15 protein-coding genes are annotated in these 17,111 nt (G+C 54.9%); 6 read left to right on the forward strand and 9 right to left on the reverse strand.

Annotated elements, in window-relative coordinates; all coding sequences use genetic code 11:
• Nucleotides 1–71: 71 nt before the first annotated feature.
• The 8 genes from ydfG to J1784_RS08795 all read right to left on the reverse strand — a co-directional run bounded on the left by ydfG (nt 72) and on the right by J1784_RS08795 (nt 8,729).
• Nucleotides 72–821: a bifunctional NADP-dependent 3-hydroxy acid dehydrogenase/3-hydroxypropionate dehydrogenase YdfG gene (ydfG, locus tag J1784_RS08760; RefSeq protein WP_217148873.1), complete on the reverse strand. Its 750-nt coding sequence runs from the start codon at nt 819–821 to the stop codon at nt 72–74.
• A 125-nt stretch (nt 822–946) separates the two neighbouring features.
• Nucleotides 947–2,002 (reverse strand): aldo/keto reductase, encoded by a 1,056-nt coding sequence (locus J1784_RS08765; protein ID WP_217148874.1) that lies wholly within the window; start codon nt 2,000–2,002, stop codon nt 947–949.
• Between the two features lie 47 nt (nt 2,003–2,049).
• Nucleotides 2,050–3,495: an MFS transporter gene (locus tag J1784_RS08770; protein WP_238485456.1), complete on the reverse strand. Its 1,446-nt coding sequence runs from the start codon at nt 3,493–3,495 to the stop codon at nt 2,050–2,052.
• Between the two features lie 110 nt (nt 3,496–3,605).
• Entirely contained in the window at nt 3,606–4,694 is a 1,089-nt protein-coding gene (locus tag J1784_RS08775) for an ABC transporter ATP-binding protein (RefSeq protein WP_217148876.1), read from the reverse strand.
• The gene (locus J1784_RS08780) at nt 4,695–5,648 is read right to left on the reverse strand and encodes a carbohydrate kinase family protein (RefSeq protein ID WP_217148877.1); all 954 of its coding nucleotides are present in this window, start codon (nt 5,646–5,648) and stop codon (nt 4,695–4,697) included.
• A gap of 26 nt (nt 5,649–5,674) precedes the next feature.
• The gene (locus J1784_RS08785) at nt 5,675–6,514 is read right to left on the reverse strand and encodes a carbohydrate ABC transporter permease (RefSeq protein WP_217148878.1); all 840 of its coding nucleotides are present in this window, start codon (nt 6,512–6,514) and stop codon (nt 5,675–5,677) included.
• Entirely contained in the window at nt 6,511–7,413 is a 903-nt protein-coding gene (locus J1784_RS08790; RefSeq protein WP_217148879.1) for a carbohydrate ABC transporter permease, read from the reverse strand. Before J1784_RS08790 ends, J1784_RS08785 begins: the two co-directional genes overlap by 4 nt.
• Nucleotides 7,414–7,478: 65 nt before the next feature.
• Nucleotides 7,479–8,729, reverse strand: coding sequence for an extracellular solute-binding protein (locus J1784_RS08795; RefSeq protein WP_217148880.1), 1,251 nt, complete (start codon nt 8,727–8,729; stop codon nt 7,479–7,481).
• A 306-nt stretch (nt 8,730–9,035) separates the two neighbouring features.
• On the opposite strand from J1784_RS08795, the gene J1784_RS08800 reads away from it, so the two are divergent.
• From J1784_RS08800 to xdhC, 6 genes are all read left to right on the forward strand, one after another.
• On the forward strand, nt 9,036–10,208 hold the full coding sequence (locus J1784_RS08800) for an ROK family transcriptional regulator (protein ID WP_217148903.1): 1,173 nt from the start codon (nt 9,036–9,038) through the stop codon (nt 10,206–10,208).
• Between the two features lie 119 nt (nt 10,209–10,327).
• Nucleotides 10,328–11,680, forward strand: a complete 1,353-nt coding sequence (gene guaD / locus J1784_RS08805) for a guanine deaminase (protein WP_217148881.1) — start codon at nt 10,328–10,330, stop codon at nt 11,678–11,680.
• Nucleotides 11,677–12,315, forward strand: coding sequence for a TetR family transcriptional regulator C-terminal domain-containing protein (locus J1784_RS08810; protein WP_217148882.1), 639 nt, complete (start codon nt 11,677–11,679; stop codon nt 12,313–12,315). The genes guaD and J1784_RS08810 overlap by 4 nt, the downstream gene beginning before the upstream one ends.
• Nucleotides 12,312–13,715, forward strand: coding sequence for a xanthine dehydrogenase small subunit (gene xdhA / locus J1784_RS08815; RefSeq protein ID WP_217148883.1), 1,404 nt, complete (start codon nt 12,312–12,314; stop codon nt 13,713–13,715). Before J1784_RS08810 ends, xdhA begins: the two co-directional genes overlap by 4 nt.
• On the forward strand, nt 13,708–16,107 hold the full coding sequence (gene xdhB / locus J1784_RS08820; protein ID WP_217148884.1) for a xanthine dehydrogenase molybdopterin binding subunit: 2,400 nt from the start codon (nt 13,708–13,710) through the stop codon (nt 16,105–16,107). Before xdhA ends, xdhB begins: the two co-directional genes overlap by 8 nt.
• 11 nt (nt 16,108–16,118) lie before the next feature.
• Nucleotides 16,119–16,907 carry a xanthine dehydrogenase accessory protein XdhC gene (gene xdhC, locus J1784_RS08825; RefSeq protein ID WP_217148885.1) on the forward strand — a complete coding sequence of 263 codons (789 nt, stop codon included), beginning with the start codon at nt 16,119–16,121 and terminating at the stop codon, nt 16,905–16,907.
• On the opposite strand, the gene J1784_RS08830 is transcribed toward xdhC, so the two are convergent.
• On the reverse strand, nt 16,900–17,100 hold the full coding sequence (locus J1784_RS08830; protein WP_217148904.1) for a helix-turn-helix domain-containing protein: 201 nt from the start codon (nt 17,098–17,100) through the stop codon (nt 16,900–16,902). The two genes, xdhC and J1784_RS08830, sit on opposite strands and share 8 nt — an antisense overlap.
• Nucleotides 17,101–17,111: the final 11 nt, after the last annotated feature.

The following is a 17,111-nucleotide window of genomic DNA, read 5'->3' on the forward strand; positions in this document are numbered from 1 at the left end:
GTTGTCCTGATAAAATGCAGGCAATAAAAAAAGCAGCCAAAGCTGCTTTTCTTGTAAATCAGGAAGCAAAATCACGCTTCTCGATGTACCTGCAAACCGGCCAGAGACTGGCTGACTGGCATCATTTCGATGCTGTTGATATTGACGTGCTCAGGCAGGGTTGAAACCCAGAACACGGATTCGGCGACGTCTGTCGCAGTGAGCGGGTTGGTGTTGTCGTAGGTTTTGCTGACTTTCTCATCGTCGCCTTTAAAGCGCACGTTAGAGAATTCTGTTCCGCCGCACAGGCCAGGTTCGATGTTGGTGACACGCACGTGGGTACCGTGCAGATCAGTGCGCAGATTCAGGCTGAACTGACGAACGAATGCTTTAGTCGCGCCGTAAACGTTACCACCCGCATACGGCCAGTTGCCTGCGGTAGAACCGATGTTGATTACGTGACCGGTATTGCGTTCAACCATGCCCGGCAGTACCGCCCGGGTCATGTACACCAGACCTTTGGTGTTGGTGTCGATCATCTTGTCCCAGTCTTCCAGCGATGCTTTGTCGGCTTTTTCCATACCGAGCGCGAGACCGGCGTTGTTCACCAAAACGTCGATATTGCGCCAGTCAGCAGGCAGGCTGTCGAGCGCATCCTGAATAGAAGCGCGGTTAGTGACGTCCAGCTCAACTGCGTAGAGTGCGTCTCCCAGTTCGGCTTTCAGGTCATCCAGACGCTCTTTGCGGCGGCCGGATGCAATCACTTTGTGGCCTTCTTTAACAAATCTACGTGCGATTTCTGCACCAAATCCGGCGGTAGCGCCGGTAACAAAAATAATCATCCCGGTATTCCTCTGTTTTAAGCAAGGTGCGCACGAGGCGCACAAAAGAAACTCTGTAAGTATTAACACAAAAATAACGAGACCGGCATCATCTACCGGTCTCAGTGCGTATCATTTTGTTGCGGTTACTTCTTCAGATAAGGCGCGATAAGCGATAAATCCACCGCAGAAAGACGGTCGGGTGCGGTCTGCGCCTGATGCCAATAAGGGTATAATAAAGGTAACTGGCTGACTTTATTAAGTCTTTCAATTTCTTCGTTTTTGAGAGTCAAATCAGCGGCGAGCAGGTTATCCTGCAACTGTGTGTCGTTACGCGCGCCGACAATCACTGAGGTCACCTGAGGACGGGCAATCAGCCACGCCAGCGCAATCTGCGCCGCTGAAACACCGCGGGCTTCGGCGATTTCTACCAGCACATCCACCACATCGTACAATGCGCTTTCATCGCGTACCGGCGGTTCGCCCCAGTCAGCCAGATGGCGCGTGCCTTCCGGTGCCGCCTGATTACGGCGGTATTTACCGGAAAGCAGACCGCCCGCCAGCGGACTCCACACCAGCACGCCGAGCCCCTGATCCTGCGCCACCGGCAGCAATTCATATTCCGCTTCACGTGCCTGCAGCGTGTAATGAATCTGCTGGCTGACCGGGCGGATATAATGATTCGCCTGCGCCACGCCCAGCGTTTTCATGATGTGCCAGGCGGAAAAATTCGATACGCCGACATATCGGACTTTGCCGCTGGAAACCAGATCATCCAGCGCGCGCAGTGTTTCTTCCAGCGGCGTCAGACCGTCCCATTCATGCAACTGATACAAATCCAGATAATCGGTGTTCAGACGTTTCAGACTGGCTTCGCAGGCGCGCAGAATATGATGACGGGACGAACCGCGATCGTTCGGGCCTTCACCCATCGGAAAACGGGCTTTGCTGGCGACCAGCACGTCGTGGCGTTTGCTGCCCAGGGCCTTGCCTAAAATGACTTCAGACTCACCGCCGGAATACACGTCGGCGGTGTCGAACAGATTAATTCCGGCATCGAGGCACAAGCCGATCTGGCGCTGTGCGGCGCCGACGTCAGTTTGTCCTGTTTTGGCAAATTTACCCTGGCCACCAAACGTCATGGTGCCGAGGCTTAAAACTGAAACTTTCAGACCAGAATGGCCTAACAAACGGTATTCCATGGTATTTCTCCATTTTACGGAAACGTGATTTCAGTCTGACCGTGCCATTATTTTTCCGGCACAGCCGGTCGGGTTACAGATTCTTTTTTACGCCGTATTTCATCGCCCGCGGTTTTGTCGAGCGTCAGGCTGTCCAGCGTACCTGCCAGCGAAAACAGACCAATGATGATAAATGCGATATGAAAAACGTCCGTCTGAAGTGTGTCGCTGGGCGGTAAAAAATGTCCGGCAATACGCAGGGAAAGCGCGCCGATGGCAATTCCCAGACCGGTAGAAAGCTGCTGAGCTGTATTAAACAGCGTATTCGCACCGCTCATCTGTCCGGCAGGAACCTGCGAGAATGCCAGCGTATTCAGCGCAGTAAACTGCATTGAACGGCTCATGCCACTGGCGAATAACAGCAGAAGCGTCAGCGCGGTCGGCACTTCTGGCGTCAGCAACGCACAGGCAAAAATCGTCGCAGAGTTCAGTAAGCCGTTAACCAGCATAATCGACTTAAAGCGGAAACGATGCAAAATCGCGGAGGTAAAAGGCTTCATCGCCAGATTTCCGGCAAAGACTGACAGTACCAGCAGACCGGCGTCAAAAGCACTCATGCCATAACCCAGCTGGAACATCAGCGGCAGCAGAAATGGCAGGGCGCCGATGGCTACGCGAAACAGTGAACCGCCATAAATCGTGACCGCGTAACTTTTTATTTTCAGCGCCACCAGCGGCAGCAACGGATAAGCGGTACGTTTCGAATGCCAGACGGCCAGCGCACCGAGGATCAGCGCGCCGCTGACCATTGAGACTGGCTTCCAGTCGATATTGCCCTGATTAAACATATCCAGTCCGAAAATCAGCCCGAGGCAGGCCGCACCGGTCAGCACTAAACCGGTGATATCAAACGGCACACCTTTTTCTCCAGGGATCTGCGGAATAAGCCTGCGGGCAAATAACAGTGCGACAACGCCCAGCGGAACATTAAGGATAAAAATCCAGTGCCAGGATGCGTAAGTGGTAATGAAACCACCCAGCGGCGGCCCGAGGATCGGCGCTACCAGCCCCGGCCAGGTAATCGTGGCGATGGCGCGGATCAGATCTGATTTTTGTGTGTTTTTCAGTACCACTAATCGCCCGACCGGCACCATCAGCGCACCGGCAAAACCCTGCAACATGCGTGCGGCCGTAAAGGTGCCGAGACTGACGCTGGCGGAACACAGCACCGATGCGAGAGTGAAAAGAACCAGAGCCAGCGAGAACACATTGCGCGTACCAAATCGGTTAGCAATCCATCCGCTGGCAGGAATAAACACGGTGAGTGTAAGAATATAGGCCGAAACACCGATATTCATATCCACCGGATGCACGCCGAAATCTTTCGCCATCTGCGGCAGCGCCGTAACGATAACCGTGGCGTCGAGATTTTCCATAAAGAAAGCCCCGGCGACCAGCAGCGGCAACGCAGAACCCGGTGGAAGAGAGAATTTTTTGTTAGAGAAGAAGCTCATAGAAGGTAAGCGCGCTAATGAAACTGGCAAAGCCTGAGCATAGCGCATTGGAGTGAGGCGTCAATGGTTTAGCATCTCCCCCGCAGAGGGGGAGATTTAAGCCGGGAAAACTAAACTTCTGCCAGCCTTTCTCCCGTTTGTGCATCAAACAAATGTATCGCTTCGCTGTCAGCTTCCAGATACAACGGCTGATCGGCACTGACACGAGCGCGTCCGGCGAACTGGACATGCAGCGGGAAACCGCTCCAGTCGATGTGCAGCAGGCTGCTTTCGCCGGTGACTTCCAGCAGCCGCAATGTGGCTGCCGGTTGTGCGCTGTGTTGTACCGGCCGGATATCGTGCGGGCGCAGGCCGAGCGTGACAGGCTGTCCATCGGCATGACGCGCCTGGAGCGCCCATTTTTCCGGCAATGCGAACCACAGCTGATTGCAGGTGACACCCGGCTGACCGGCGATATTCTGGAAAACACCGCTGAGCAGATTCATTGGCGGCGAGCCGATAAATCGCGCCACAAAGGTGTTCACCGGCTTGTCGTAAATCGACAGCGGGTCACCCTGTTGCACGATAAACCCGTCTTTCATTACCACGATGTTATCGGCCAGCGTCATCGCCTCGATTTGATCGTGCGTCACGTACACGGTAGTGGTGCGAAACTGCTGATGCAGGGATTTGATTTCTGCCCTTAACTCCATGCGCAGCTGGGCATCGAGGTTGGAAAGGGGTTCATCGAACAGAAACACTTTAGGGTTACGCACTAATGCACGGCCCATCGCCACACGCTGGCGCTGACCGCCGGACAAATCCTTCGGCAGGCGTTTGAGCAAGTGATCAATCCCCAGCACTTTTGCCGCCTGTTGCACTTTGGCCTGCTGCTCGGCTTTCGGTACTTTTTTCACCTGCATGTGGAACGCCATGTTCTCGGCCACCGTCAGGTGCGGATACAGCGCGTAACTCTGGAACACCATCGCGATATCACGATCGGCAGGGTCGAAATTATTGATCTGCTGCTTATCGAGCAGAATGTCACCGTCAGACAGGGATTCCAGCCCGGCCAGCAGGCGCAGCAAAGTGGATTTTCCGCAGCCGGACGGGCCAACCAGTACGGTGAAACTGCCGTCGGGAATAGTCAGATCCAGCGGTTTGAGGACCTGCACTTTGCCATAATGTTTGGCGACTTTTACCAGTTCTACCAGAGCCATTTAGATTTTCTCCACAAGGCCAAAAAGCGATTGCCAGTCAGGATAACGGCGCGGGGAACTGCTGATGGCACAACCGGCAACGCGTACTCCCCATTGCAGCGCCGTGGCAGGCGGCAGGCCATAAATCAGCGCGGATAAAAATCCGGCGTTAAAACTGTCTCCGGCACCGATGGTATCGACTACATCGACCGGTTCAGCGCGCTGGTGCAGCGTCAGGTTTTTAGCCCATAAATGCGCGCCATCCGGCCCGCATTTTGCTACACAAAAAGCATTGTCCGCCATTTTCTCCAGCAAGCTCAGCGCGGCCGAATCCAGCGTTTCGGCATCCGCCAGTCCGAGCGTTTCCACTTCATTGAGCAGTAGCGCATCGCAATACGGCAACCATTTTGCCGCCTGTTCACGTAACGTCTCGCTCCAGTCTTCCGGCGGCCAGCCGCTGTCTATTGCCACCTGATAGCCACGCTGTTTCAGCGTTGCCAGCAGTTGCGGGTATTGCGCATAAAGCGCGGTACACAGCCAGGTGCCGCAGAGCAATACCCAGTCGCCGGTCTGCGCTTTATCCGGGATTTGCGCCAGTACGTCCTGCATGGACAAACGCACGATGTGCCCCTGATTGCTGAAAAACGTCCGTTCGTGATCAGGATGCGTTACCCCAAACGTCAGCGACGTTTCGCAATCATAAGCTGGCCAGAGCGGTGCGCTTTCCGGGAACATATCAGCCAGCCAGCCGCTGAACTGGTCATTGCCCTGATTGGCGACCAGACGAAAAGGGGAGCCAAGCGCGGACAGCGCCAGCGCGCAATTACCGGCAGAACCGCCGGGGCGCAGAGAACTGCTTTCGAGCATCGCTTCAGTGCCTTTTTTCGGCCATTCCTGCAGCGTGCTCATGATTAAATCCACATTGATATTGCCCGTCACGTACAGCGTGGCGCGGGTTTCAGGTCGGGTTATCATTGATGAGGTTTCCCTGATGTTCATAATCAGCCCTTGCTGCCGCCGGCGGTTAACCCGCTGACCAGTGTTTTTTGCAGCCAGAGCGCAATAAAGAGCGGCGGAATGGCCGCAAGAATGCCGACGGCAGCAATCAGCCCGTCGTCGGTGGCGCGCCCGGCAGTGAAACCGGCAATGGTCACCGGCAACGTCTGGGCGTTGATATTATTGGTAAACAGCAATGCGTAGAAAAACTCATCCCACGCCAGCAGCCAGCCGAACATAGCGGAGGCGCCGAGCGCCGGTTTCGCCAGCGGCAATGTAATGCGCAGCAATACCTGCCAGTAACGCAGCCCGTCGAGGCGTGAAGCTTGTTCGATATCAACCGGAAGCGCATCGAACTGGTTTTTCAGCATCCAGGTCAGGAACGGCAAAATCATTGAGCAATACACCAGAATCAGCCCGATATGCGTGTTCAGCAGGGTCAGTTTTTCCAGAATGAAGTACAGCGGCAGCACGAACGCCACCGGTGGCACCATGTAAATCGCCAGACTGCCGAACAGCCAGCCGTCACGTCCGGGATAGCGGGAAAAGCTGTACGCAGCCGGAATAGCCAGCAGCAGTGAAATCACCGTTGCGCCACACGCCACCAGCAAACTGTTGCCCAGCGCGTGCAAAAACAGCGCGCCGGGTGTTCCGGCCTGCAAGGTCAGCAGGCTGGCGTAACGGCTGAAATCCCAGTGACGCGGTAGCCATTCGAGCGGAATGCGGGTCAGATCTTCCGCCGAACTGACGCTCATCAGGAACATCCATAACAGCGGCGCAAGAATAGAAACCGCCAGCACCAGTGCGGCGACATAGCGTAAAACGAGTCGGATTTTCTGTTTCATTCGGCGCTCCCTGAACGGCGCTGGCGCAATAACATCACCATATAAATCAGAATAAGCAGGGCACAGATCAGTGTCATAAGAATGGCGTAAGCTGCGCCGCTGCCTGCACGCAGATAGCTGAAGGATTCCTGATAGACAAAGAAACTGACGGTTTTCGTGCTGTCGAGAGGGCCCCCGCGGGTCATCACATAAATGATGTCGAAGACCTTAAACGCGTCGATGGTGCGCAGAATAAGCGCCACCGCCAGCGGAGCGGCAATGGCCGGTAAGGTGATTTTACGAAAACGACGGAATGCCGATGCGCCGTCAAGCCGTGCCGCTTCGAACAAATCCTCGGGAATGGTTTGCAGCGCCGCCAGCACCAGCAGGGTGATCAGCGGGTAGTTTTTCCAGATATCAGCGAACATCACGGCGTTAATGGCCGAAGACGGATCGCCCAACCAGCTGCGGTAGGCATCAATCAGCCCGAGCTGAGAAAGCAGGGCGTTGATGCTGCCGTAATCCGGATTGAAGTTCAGCCGCCACATGGTGGCGTTGACGATAGTCGGCAGTGCCCACGGCAAAATTACCAGTACGCGCAGGGCGCTGCGCCCCCAAAATTGCTGGTTCAGCAGCAGCGCAACCAGCACGCCGATAATGCCTTCGATAACGACCGAAACAACGGTGAAATACAGCGTACGCCAGAGTGCTGCGCGAAAATCAGGATCCGTCAGGGCATAGATAAAATTATCGCTGCCCACCCAGTTGGGCGCAGAACCGTCACCAATTAAACCGGCATCGGTAAAGCTGAGCCACAGCGTGCGGGCGAGCGGCCAGGCGGTCAGCAGAAACATCATCAGTAACATGGGTGCAAGAAGCAACCAGGCCTGACGGCGCTCGCGTTGGGGTAAAGTCAGCATTCAGTTTTCCCAGACCCGTCCGGCCGAAACCGGGCGGGCTTCATTGTTGTGTTGGCTTTAAAAACTTAACGTAAACGGTCAGCGGCGGTAGTTGCGGCTTCCATACCGTCTTTTGCCGGGGTTTTACCCTGCAATACCGCCTGAATGTTTTGCTGCAAAATGTTGGACAGACGCGAGTAGTCCGCCGTGACCGGGCGCGACAACATCACGTTCAGCGAAGTTTTCGCCGCTGCGATCAGCTGCTCCTGATCTTTCTGTACCGCCGGATCTTCATAAGAAGATTTCCAGATTGGCAGACTCAGTTTGGCGTATTTGTTCTGAACCGGTTGCGAGGTCATATAGCTGATGTACTCCCAGGCCTGATCCGGATGCGCGCTGGCTTTGGCAATGCCCAGACCCATCGAACCGTTGACGCCGGAAGCACCGCCTGCGGTTTCAGCCGGCGCCGGAATAACGCCGACGTCACCCGCGACTTTGCTCTGCTTCGGATCGTTGGCCATGTTGTACATGTAGGTCCAGTTCAGTGCGAAAGCGGCGTCGCCGTTGGAGAATGACTTACGTACGTCTTCTTCCAGATATTCGCGGGAGTTCGGGTTAGTCAGCCCTTTATCCAGTGTTTCTTTCATGTAGTTGATGGCTTTCATCGCGCCGGAATTGGTGAAGTTCAGCTTGCCGTCTTTGTAGAAATCGCCTTTAAACGCGGAAACCAGCGTGGTGTAGTCGCACAGCAACGCTTCGGACTGTGACCAGCTCCAGACCAGCGGGTATTTCACGATGCCTTTTGCTTTGAGGATCTCAGATTGCTTCTCAACATCAGCCCAGGTGGCAGGCGGGGTGGTGATCCCGGCTTTAGCCAGCATGGCTTTGTTGTAATACAGATATTTGGTGTCGAGGATCCACGGCATCCCCCAGCGTTTGTCTTTGTAGGTCACGGTAGAAATCGCGCCGTCAAAAATCTTGCTGCTTTCGTCGGCCGGAATACGGGCCGTCACGTCCTGCAACAGGCCGTATTTGTTGAATTCAGCAGGCCAGATGGCATCGAACAACACCACGTCGTAACCTTTGTCACCGGCACCGCGCGCGGCAACAATTTTGTCGTGCAGCGCTTCGTAAGGCACGAACTCCAGATTCACTTTGATATCCGGATGTTGCTTTGTGAAGTCTGCGGTCATGGCGCGGATATCCGCTTCGCTGTACGCCGCCTGGGTCATAAACAGGGCGCTGAGCGTAGTTTCCGCCAGTGCATTCACGGAATATCCCAGGGTGAGAGCAGAGAGGGCGCACAGGGTGGCCGCAGGGGTAAGTCGTAGGCTCATCGTCATTCTCCGAAACAGGGTTAAGTTTATTAAATCAATTTGATTGCTTTAATCGGCTAAAAAAAATGGGAAGGCATATTTCTGCCAGTCCCTGCGTCCCTGCCGGATTGTGCTACTGGGTCTGAAGGTGAATCTCAAAACAACTGAAAAGCGAATAGTGACTGACGATTATTATTAACATACCAATAACATTGAAAGCTGTGATGCGACCGTCATATTCATATTCTGTTAATTATAAAATCAATTTGATTGCTGTATTCAGTGCCAGCATACTGCCAGCAGGTTTCCCGTGGGGTATAAGCCGTGATAACAACTTCTGGCACTAATCTTGAGCACGCCCGTGCTCACAATCGTCGGGTGGTGATCGAAGCCATTCGCCTCAATGGTGAACTCACCCGCGCCGAAATCGCCCGGCTGACTTCACTGACGCCGCAAACCGTTTCAAACATTGCCACCGAACTCGAGCAGGCGGGAATTTTGTCTTCCCACCTGCCGCGTCGTGCGGGAGGGCGTGGTCAACCAGCAACGCCACTGACACTCAATCCTGACAGCGCCTATTCCATCGGCATCCATCTTGATCATCAGTCGCTGCTGATTGTGCTGGTGGATCTCACAGGAACCGTCCGCTTTCGCAAACTGATCCATGTGCAGAAACCTCAGCCAGAGCCCACACTGGCCCTTATCAATCAGGTTCTGCAAGAAATGCGCCAACAGGTGAAAATTGACTGGCGAAAAATTCTGGGCGTCGGCGTGGTGATGCCGGGACCGTTTGGCGTGGAAGGAATTTCGTCACAGGGGCCGACCACGCTTCACGGCTGGGATAACGTTGATATTGAAGCCCGTTTGAGCGCCGCGACCGGCTGGCCGGTGGCGCTGGAAAACGATGCGACCGTCGCTGCAATCGGTGAACGTTTTCACGGTGTGGCCAAGCAATTATCATCATTTGTGTATCTGTATATCGGCACCGGACTGGGTGCAGGCATCTTCACTGACGGGCGGATTTACACCGGTCATGCACACAATGCGGGCGAAGTCGGCCACATTGTGGTGCAACCGGGCGGGCGCGAATGCTACTGCGGGAACAAAGGTTGTCTGGAACGTTATGTTTCTTTGCAGGCGGCGTATGAAGCCTGCGGGTTGGATCCGATGTCAGCGATGCCAGAAGATCTGCTGAATGTCGATGAGAAGTTGTTTGATAAATGGCTGGATACCGCCGTTGAACCGGCGTTGCAGGCCATCAATATTATGGAATGTGTGTTCGATGCGCAGAGCGTGGTCATTGGCGGGACGATGCCTAAGCTATTGGTTGAAAAGCTGATTCAGCGCCTGACGCCGCTCTATAATTCGGTGCGCAGCCGTTACGCACAGAGTGCCCGGATCCGTCTCGGTATGTCCGGCAGTGACACCGCGGCGCTCGGTGCGGCGGCGTTGCCTATCTTCGACGAATTTAACCCGCAGTATGAGGTGTTACTGAAGTAATGTTCAGGCCGTCATAAAAAACATCCAGACGGTCTGACCGGTTGGTCAGATTTGGCATAAGCTTTGCAAATGTTCTGTTATCAATCTTGAACGTGAATGTTGCAGAGAAGGACAATGCCATGAGTCAGATCATCACCCGCGCCGTACGCGGCAATTTCTTCGATATCCGTGAGCTGGTTTTGCAGCCGGAAGATTTTGAAGCACAGGTGCGTTATATCGAAGATGGCCTGATGTTGCTCAGCGGCGGGCTTATCGCCTGGCTGGGAAGCTGGCAGGAAGGCGAGGGAAAGCTGGCGCTGGCACAAAAAACCGCCGGTCTGGAAATCGATGATTACCGCGACAAACTGATTGTGCCCGGTTTTGTCGATACGCATATCCACTATCCGCAAACTGAAATGATCGGCGCTTACGGCGAGCAACTGCTCGAGTGGCTGACCCGTTATACTTTCCCGACTGAACAGCAATATCACTGCGCTGAATACTCAAAGCGCATGTCTAAATTCTTCCTCGATCAGCTGTTACTCAACGGCACCACGACCGCGCTGGTGTTTGGCACCGTGCATCCCGAATCCGTCGATGCGTTATTTAAAGAGGCTGCCGATATCAATATGCGGCTGGTGGCGGGCAAAGTGATGATGGACAAAAATGCCCCCGACGCCTTGCTGGAAACCCCTGAAGAAAGCGAACGTGACACGCGGGCGCTGATTGCTCGCTGGCATAACCGTCAACGTCTGAGCTACGCGCTGACGCCGCGTTTTGCGCCAACATCTTCGCCGGAACTGCTGCAAAAAGTGCGGCTGCTGAAGCAGGAATTCCCCGATGTGTACATGCATACCCATCTGAGCGAAAACGTTGCCGAGTTGTCATGGGTGAAAGAGATGCACCCCGAACATCAGCATTATCTCGACGTTTATCATCAGTACGGCCTGACCGGTGAGCGCTGTGTGTTTGCGCACTGCCTGCATCTGGATGACAGCGAATGGGATTGCCTGCATGACACCGATTCAACCATCGCGTTTTGTCCGACGTCCAACCTGTTTCTCGGCAGCGGTCTGTTCAATTTGCAAAAATCCTGGCAAAAGCAGGTCCGCGTCGGGATGGGCACCGATGTCGGTGCCGGCACCACGTTCAACATGCTGGAAACGCTCTCCGAAGCTTACAAAGTCGGTCAGCTGCAGCGCTATCGCTTATCCGCATTCGAAGCCTTCTATCACGCCACTTTGGGCGGCGCACGGGCGCTGCATCTTGATGACAAGATTGGCAATTTCAACGCCGGTAAAGAGGCTGACTTTGTGGTGCTCGAACCCGGCGTCAGTGCGCTGCAAAAGTTGCGTGCTGCCAACAGCAAAACGCTGGCAGAGAAACTCTTTGTACTGATGACGTTGGGCGACGATCGCAACGTTTACAGCACGTATGTGGATGGCGAACAGGTCTATTCACGCGATGCTCAGCAGGGGGAACGCTGCGCATGATGAACAATGAAACGGGCGGTAAAGTCCGCGTGGCACGCGAGCGAACACTGGAAAACATCCACGCCGCTGCGATTGCAGAATTCAGTGAAAAGGGCTTCCAGGGCGCGACGACCCAGGCGATTGCTCAGCGCGCGGGGATCAAAAAAGCCCAGCTGCATTATTACATCGCCGGGAAAGAGGAACTTTACGAAGAGCTCCTACAGAAAGTGCTGAAAGTCTGGGGCGACATCATTCAGTTTGACCCGTCGCTCAGCGAGCCGGAAGCGGTGCTCAGCAGATACATCCGTAACAAACTCAACTTCAGTTTTGACCAGCCGGAACTGTCGCGCATTTTCACCAGCGAAGTCCTCGGAGGTGGTCATTATCTTCATAAATACTGGCCGCAGGCTTCGCAGAACATTATTGGCAAAGAAAACCTCATCCATCAGTGGATTGTGCAGGGCAAAATCCGCGCGCTGGATGCCCGTCTGTTCATCATGCATATCTGGGCCGTGACGCAGTATTACGCCGATTTCGCGGTGCAGGTGAAACATATGTACGGCAATTTCGAAGGCGATGAGCAGGCGCGTGAACACATCATTGATGAAGTCACCACGCTGATCCTCAACGGCTGTAAGAAAGGAGAGTGCGAATGATCCAATTTCTGATGAACGGCAGGATCCAGACGGTAAATCTGCCAGCCGATACTACTATTTTACAATATCTGCGCCGGGATGCCGGGCGTTGCGGCACTAAAGAAGGTTGCGCCTCCGGTGACTGCGGAGCCTGCACGGTGGTGCTGGCGGAACCGGAAGGTGATGCGCTGACTTACCGCACGGTCAATGCCTGTCTGACCTTTCTGCCCGCCGTACAGGGTAAACAGCTGATCACCGTTGAAGATCTCAGACATCGCGGCGAATTGCATCACGTGCAGCAGGCGATGGTGGATAACCACGCTTCACAATGCGGGTTCTGCACGCCGGGATTTGTGATGTCACTGTTCGCCCTGGAAAAACAGCAGCAGGCTTTCAGCGTGGCTCACACTCAGCACGCGCTTTCCGGCAATCTTTGCCGCTGTACCGGTTACCGTCCGATCATGGATGCGGCGAGAGCCATTTGTGATGCACCGCAGCCGGATCAGTTTGATACTGACGCACGGCAAACGCTGACAAAACTTGCCGCAATTCCCGCAACCCAACAGCCGCTTACGATTGATGCACTGGCCGAACGCTATCTCGCGCAACCTGATTCCCGTCTGGTGGCGGGCGGCACCGATCTGGCGCTGGAAGTCACGCAGCGGTATCAGCCGATCCCAAAACTCATTTCTCTGAGCCATATTCCCGAGCTCAAAACCATTACGCTGACCGGTCAGGCTATTCATATCGGCGCGGCGGCGTCTCTGAGCGACTGTATGCCGGTTTTACATGATGAATTCCCCGAGTTCGGCGAGCTGCTGGAGCGTTTTGCTTCCCAACAAATACGTAATCAGGGCACCTTTGGCGGCAACATAGCTAACGCTTCTCCCATCGGTGACGGTGGCCCTGTCTTGCTGGCGCTGGGGGCTTCGTTGTTACTACGGCGTGGCGCTGAACAGCGCGAATTACCGCTCGATCAGTTCTTCCTGGGCTACCGTAAAACTGCGTTGCAGCCGGGCGAATTTATCGAACAAATCCGCATCCCGCGTAATACCCCGGAGGCGCGCCAGTTACGAATCTACAAAGTGTCGAAACGGCTTGAGGATGACATTTCCGCCGTCTGTGCAGCTTTTCATATCGAAGTGCAAAATGGCGTCGTGGTTCATGCCCGTGTGGCGTTTGGCGGCATGGCAGAAGTAGCGAAAAGGGCCAGCGGCTGCGAGGCACAGTTACTCGGACAGCCGTGGCAGACGGCGACGGTCGAGCGCGCCTGTCTGGCGCTGGAGCTGGATTTCACGCCGATCAGCGATTTCCGTGCCAGCCGCGAATACCGCATGCAGGTGGCGAAAAATCTGCTGCGTCGCTGTCATATCGAAATGACTTCTCCTGAAACACTGATGCGGGTAACTCACTATGTCTGAATCCAAACCGGCAATTTCTCAGCATGAGATGGAAACCCTTTTCCGGGCGGGACTGCAAAGCGGCGTCGGTAAAAGTCAGAAGCATGAGAGCGCTGATAAACACGTCAGTGGCGAAGCGATATATATCGATGATCGCCTGGAATTCCCCAATCAGCTGCATCTGGTGCCGCTGCTCAGCCCTCACGCGCATGCCGACATTTTGCATATCGATACCGAGCCTTGTTATACCGTGCCGGGCGTGGTGCGGGTGATGACTGCTGAAGATGTGCCGGGCAATTTGGACATTGCGCCGCTGACTTACGGCGATCCGCTGATGGCGCAGGGCACTGTGCAATATGTCGGTCAGATTGTGCTGGTGGTCGCGGCAACATCAATGGAAGCCGCCCGTGCCGCCGTGGCGCTGGCGAAAGTAAAGTATCAGCCGCGTGATGCCGTGCTGACCGTGAAACAGGCGCTGGCGCTGGAACATTACGTGGAAGAGCCGCATCAGCACAAACGCGGCGACGCTGAAATGGCGCTGGCCTGTGCCCCGCACCGTTTACAGGGGGAGCTGGAAATCGGCGGGCAGGAGCATTTTTATCTTGAGACGCAGATTGCCTCGGTGATGCCTGGCGAAGACGGCGCGATGCTGGTGTACAGCTCAACGCAACATCCGACCGAAGTGCAAAAATTGGTGGCGTCGGTGCTGGATTTACCGATGCACAAAGTGGTGGTCGATATGCGCCGCATGGGGGGCGGTTTTGGCGGCAAAGAAACGCAGGCGGCGGGCACGGCATGTCTGGCCGCGCTCGCCGCGCATCTGACCGGCCGCCCGGCGAAAATGCGTCTGGCACGCCAGGATGACATGCTCATCACCGGTAAACGTCATCCGTTCCATGTCAGTTATGACGTAGGGTTTACTGATGACGGTGTCATTCACGGCATCGACATCAAACTGGCCGCTAACTGCGGTTATTCGCTGGATCTCTCGGGTTCTATTGTCGACCGTGCCATGTTCCATTCCGACAACGCCTATTATCTGGGGGATGCGCTGATCACCGGTTATCGCTGCAAAACCAATATGGCGTCGAATACCGCTTACCGCGGATTTGGCGGCCCGCAGGGGATTGTGGCGATAGAACATATCGTCGATCACATCGCCCGCGAACGGGGGATGGATCCCCTGACCGTGCGCAAAAACAATTATTACGGTCAGGAAACCCGCAACGTCACCCATTACCATCAGCCGGTCGGGCAGAATCTGTTGCAGGAAATGACGCAACAGCTGGAAGACAGCGCTCAATACACGGCAAGACGTGACGCTGTCACACAATTCAACCGCAACAATCCTTTTCTGAAAAGGGGGCTGGCGCTGACGCCGGTAAAATTCGGTATTTCCTTCACCGCCAGTTTTCTTAATCAGGCGGGCGCGCTGGTGCTGGTGTATACCGACGGCAGTATTCAGCTCAACCACGGCGGCACTGAAATGGGACAGGGGCTGAACACCAAAGTGGCGCAGGTGGTGGCACAAGTTTTTCAGGTGGATATCAGCCGCATACAGATAACCGCGACGGATACCGGCAAAGTGCCGAATACCTCGCCGACTGCCGCCTCCAGCGGAGCGGATCTCAACGGAAAAGCCGCGCAAAATGCCGCTGAAATCATCAAAAGTCGCATGGTTGAATTGCTGATGCGCGTTCATGATGCTCAGGAGACGGATATCACCTTCAGCAACGGTCAGGTGCGTGTCAAAAATCAGTATTTCAGTTTTGAGCAAGTGGCCACGCAGTGCTGGCTGAATCAGGTGCCGCTCTCCAGCACCGGTTACTACAAAACGCCGAAGATCTTCTACGACCGCAGCAAAGCGGCCGGTCATCCTTTCTATTACTTCTCCTACGGCATGGCCTGTGCGGAAGTGCTGGTGGATACGCTGACCGGTGAATACAAACTGCTGCGGGCGGATATCCTGCATGATGTGGGGGATTCCCTGAATCCGGCGATTGATATCGGGCAGGTTGAAGGTGGGTTTGTACAGGGCATGGGCTGGCTGACCACTGAAGAACTGGTGTGGAACGACAAGGGGCGGCTAATGACCAGTGGCCCGGCGGCCTACAAAATACCGGCGATTGGCGATGTCCCTCAGGATTTACGCGTGAAACTGGTCGAGAACCGCAAGAATCCGGAAGATACCGTTTTCCATTCCAAAGCCGTCGGTGAGCCGCCTTTTATGCTCGGGATTTCTGTCTGGTGTGCGATTAAAGACGCCGTTGCCAGTCTGGCAGATTACCGCGTGCATCCGCATATTGATGCGCCCGCAACGCCGGAAAGAGTGCTTAACGGTGTGAATCAGTTGCATTTTTCAGGTGACGTTGTCACTCATGCTTCTCCCGCTCACGTTAAAGTCACCGGCTAACGGAGGTTTATATGCGTACTGATGACTGGATAACCCGTCTGCACGACCTGCAAAGGCGCGGTGAACCTTGCGTGGTGGCGACGCTGGTAGATAATCAGGGGTCTACACCGAGGGATGCGGGCAGCAAGATGCTGATCACCGCCAGTCAGCAATTTTATACTCTGGGTGGTGGTAATCTTGAATTTCAGGTAACTGCCATTGCCCGTGAAATGCTCAGGGAGGAGGCGAAAACGTCCCGTTTCGAACGATTTTCGTTAGGCGCAAGGCTTGGACAATGTTGCGGCGGAATGGCATCAGTCCTGCTTGAGCCGTTGGGACAACCGCAGCCGCATGCAGTGGTTTACGGCGCGGGGCATGTCGGACGGGCGCTGGTGAATATTCTCAGCACGTTGCCTTGCCGTATCACCTGGGTCGATGCGCGCGCCAGTGAGTTTCCTGCGCAGGTGGATCCGCAAATTACCTGCATTGTTGATGAAGAACCGGAAGGTACCGTGGCGCAGATGCCCGCCGGCAGTTATTTCATGGTACTGACGCACGATCACCAGCTGGATTTCGCCCTCAGTGAGCGCATCCTGAAACGCGGCGATTTCCGATATTTCGGTTTGATCGGTTCTGATACCAAGCGTAAACGTTTCGATTACCGGTTGTCAGGTAAGGGGATTTCAGACGAACAGCTGGCGAGAATGCGTTGTCCGGTCGGACTGCCCGATGTACGCGGTAAACTTCCGGCAGAAATTGCGGTGGCGATCGCCGGAGAATTTATTGCCGCGTATGGCGCGTGCAGTCAGAGGATCAGCTGAGTTTTTTAAATTCAAAGGTTCCGCCGAGCGCGACGGCGTAACGACTGAGCGTATTGAGCGTGGGGCAAGCGATACCGTTTTCAAAACGACTGATGTTTTGCTTCTTCATTCCGGTGCGTTTTGCAATGTCTTCCTGCGTCAGGGATCCTGCAATTCGTATGGCTTTAAGATCGGCGACCCGTTCATAAAACAGTCACAAAACCG

This window comes from Rahnella ecdela (genome assembly GCF_019049625.1).
Classification (GTDB): domain Bacteria; phylum Pseudomonadota; class Gammaproteobacteria; order Enterobacterales; family Enterobacteriaceae; genus Rahnella; species Rahnella ecdela.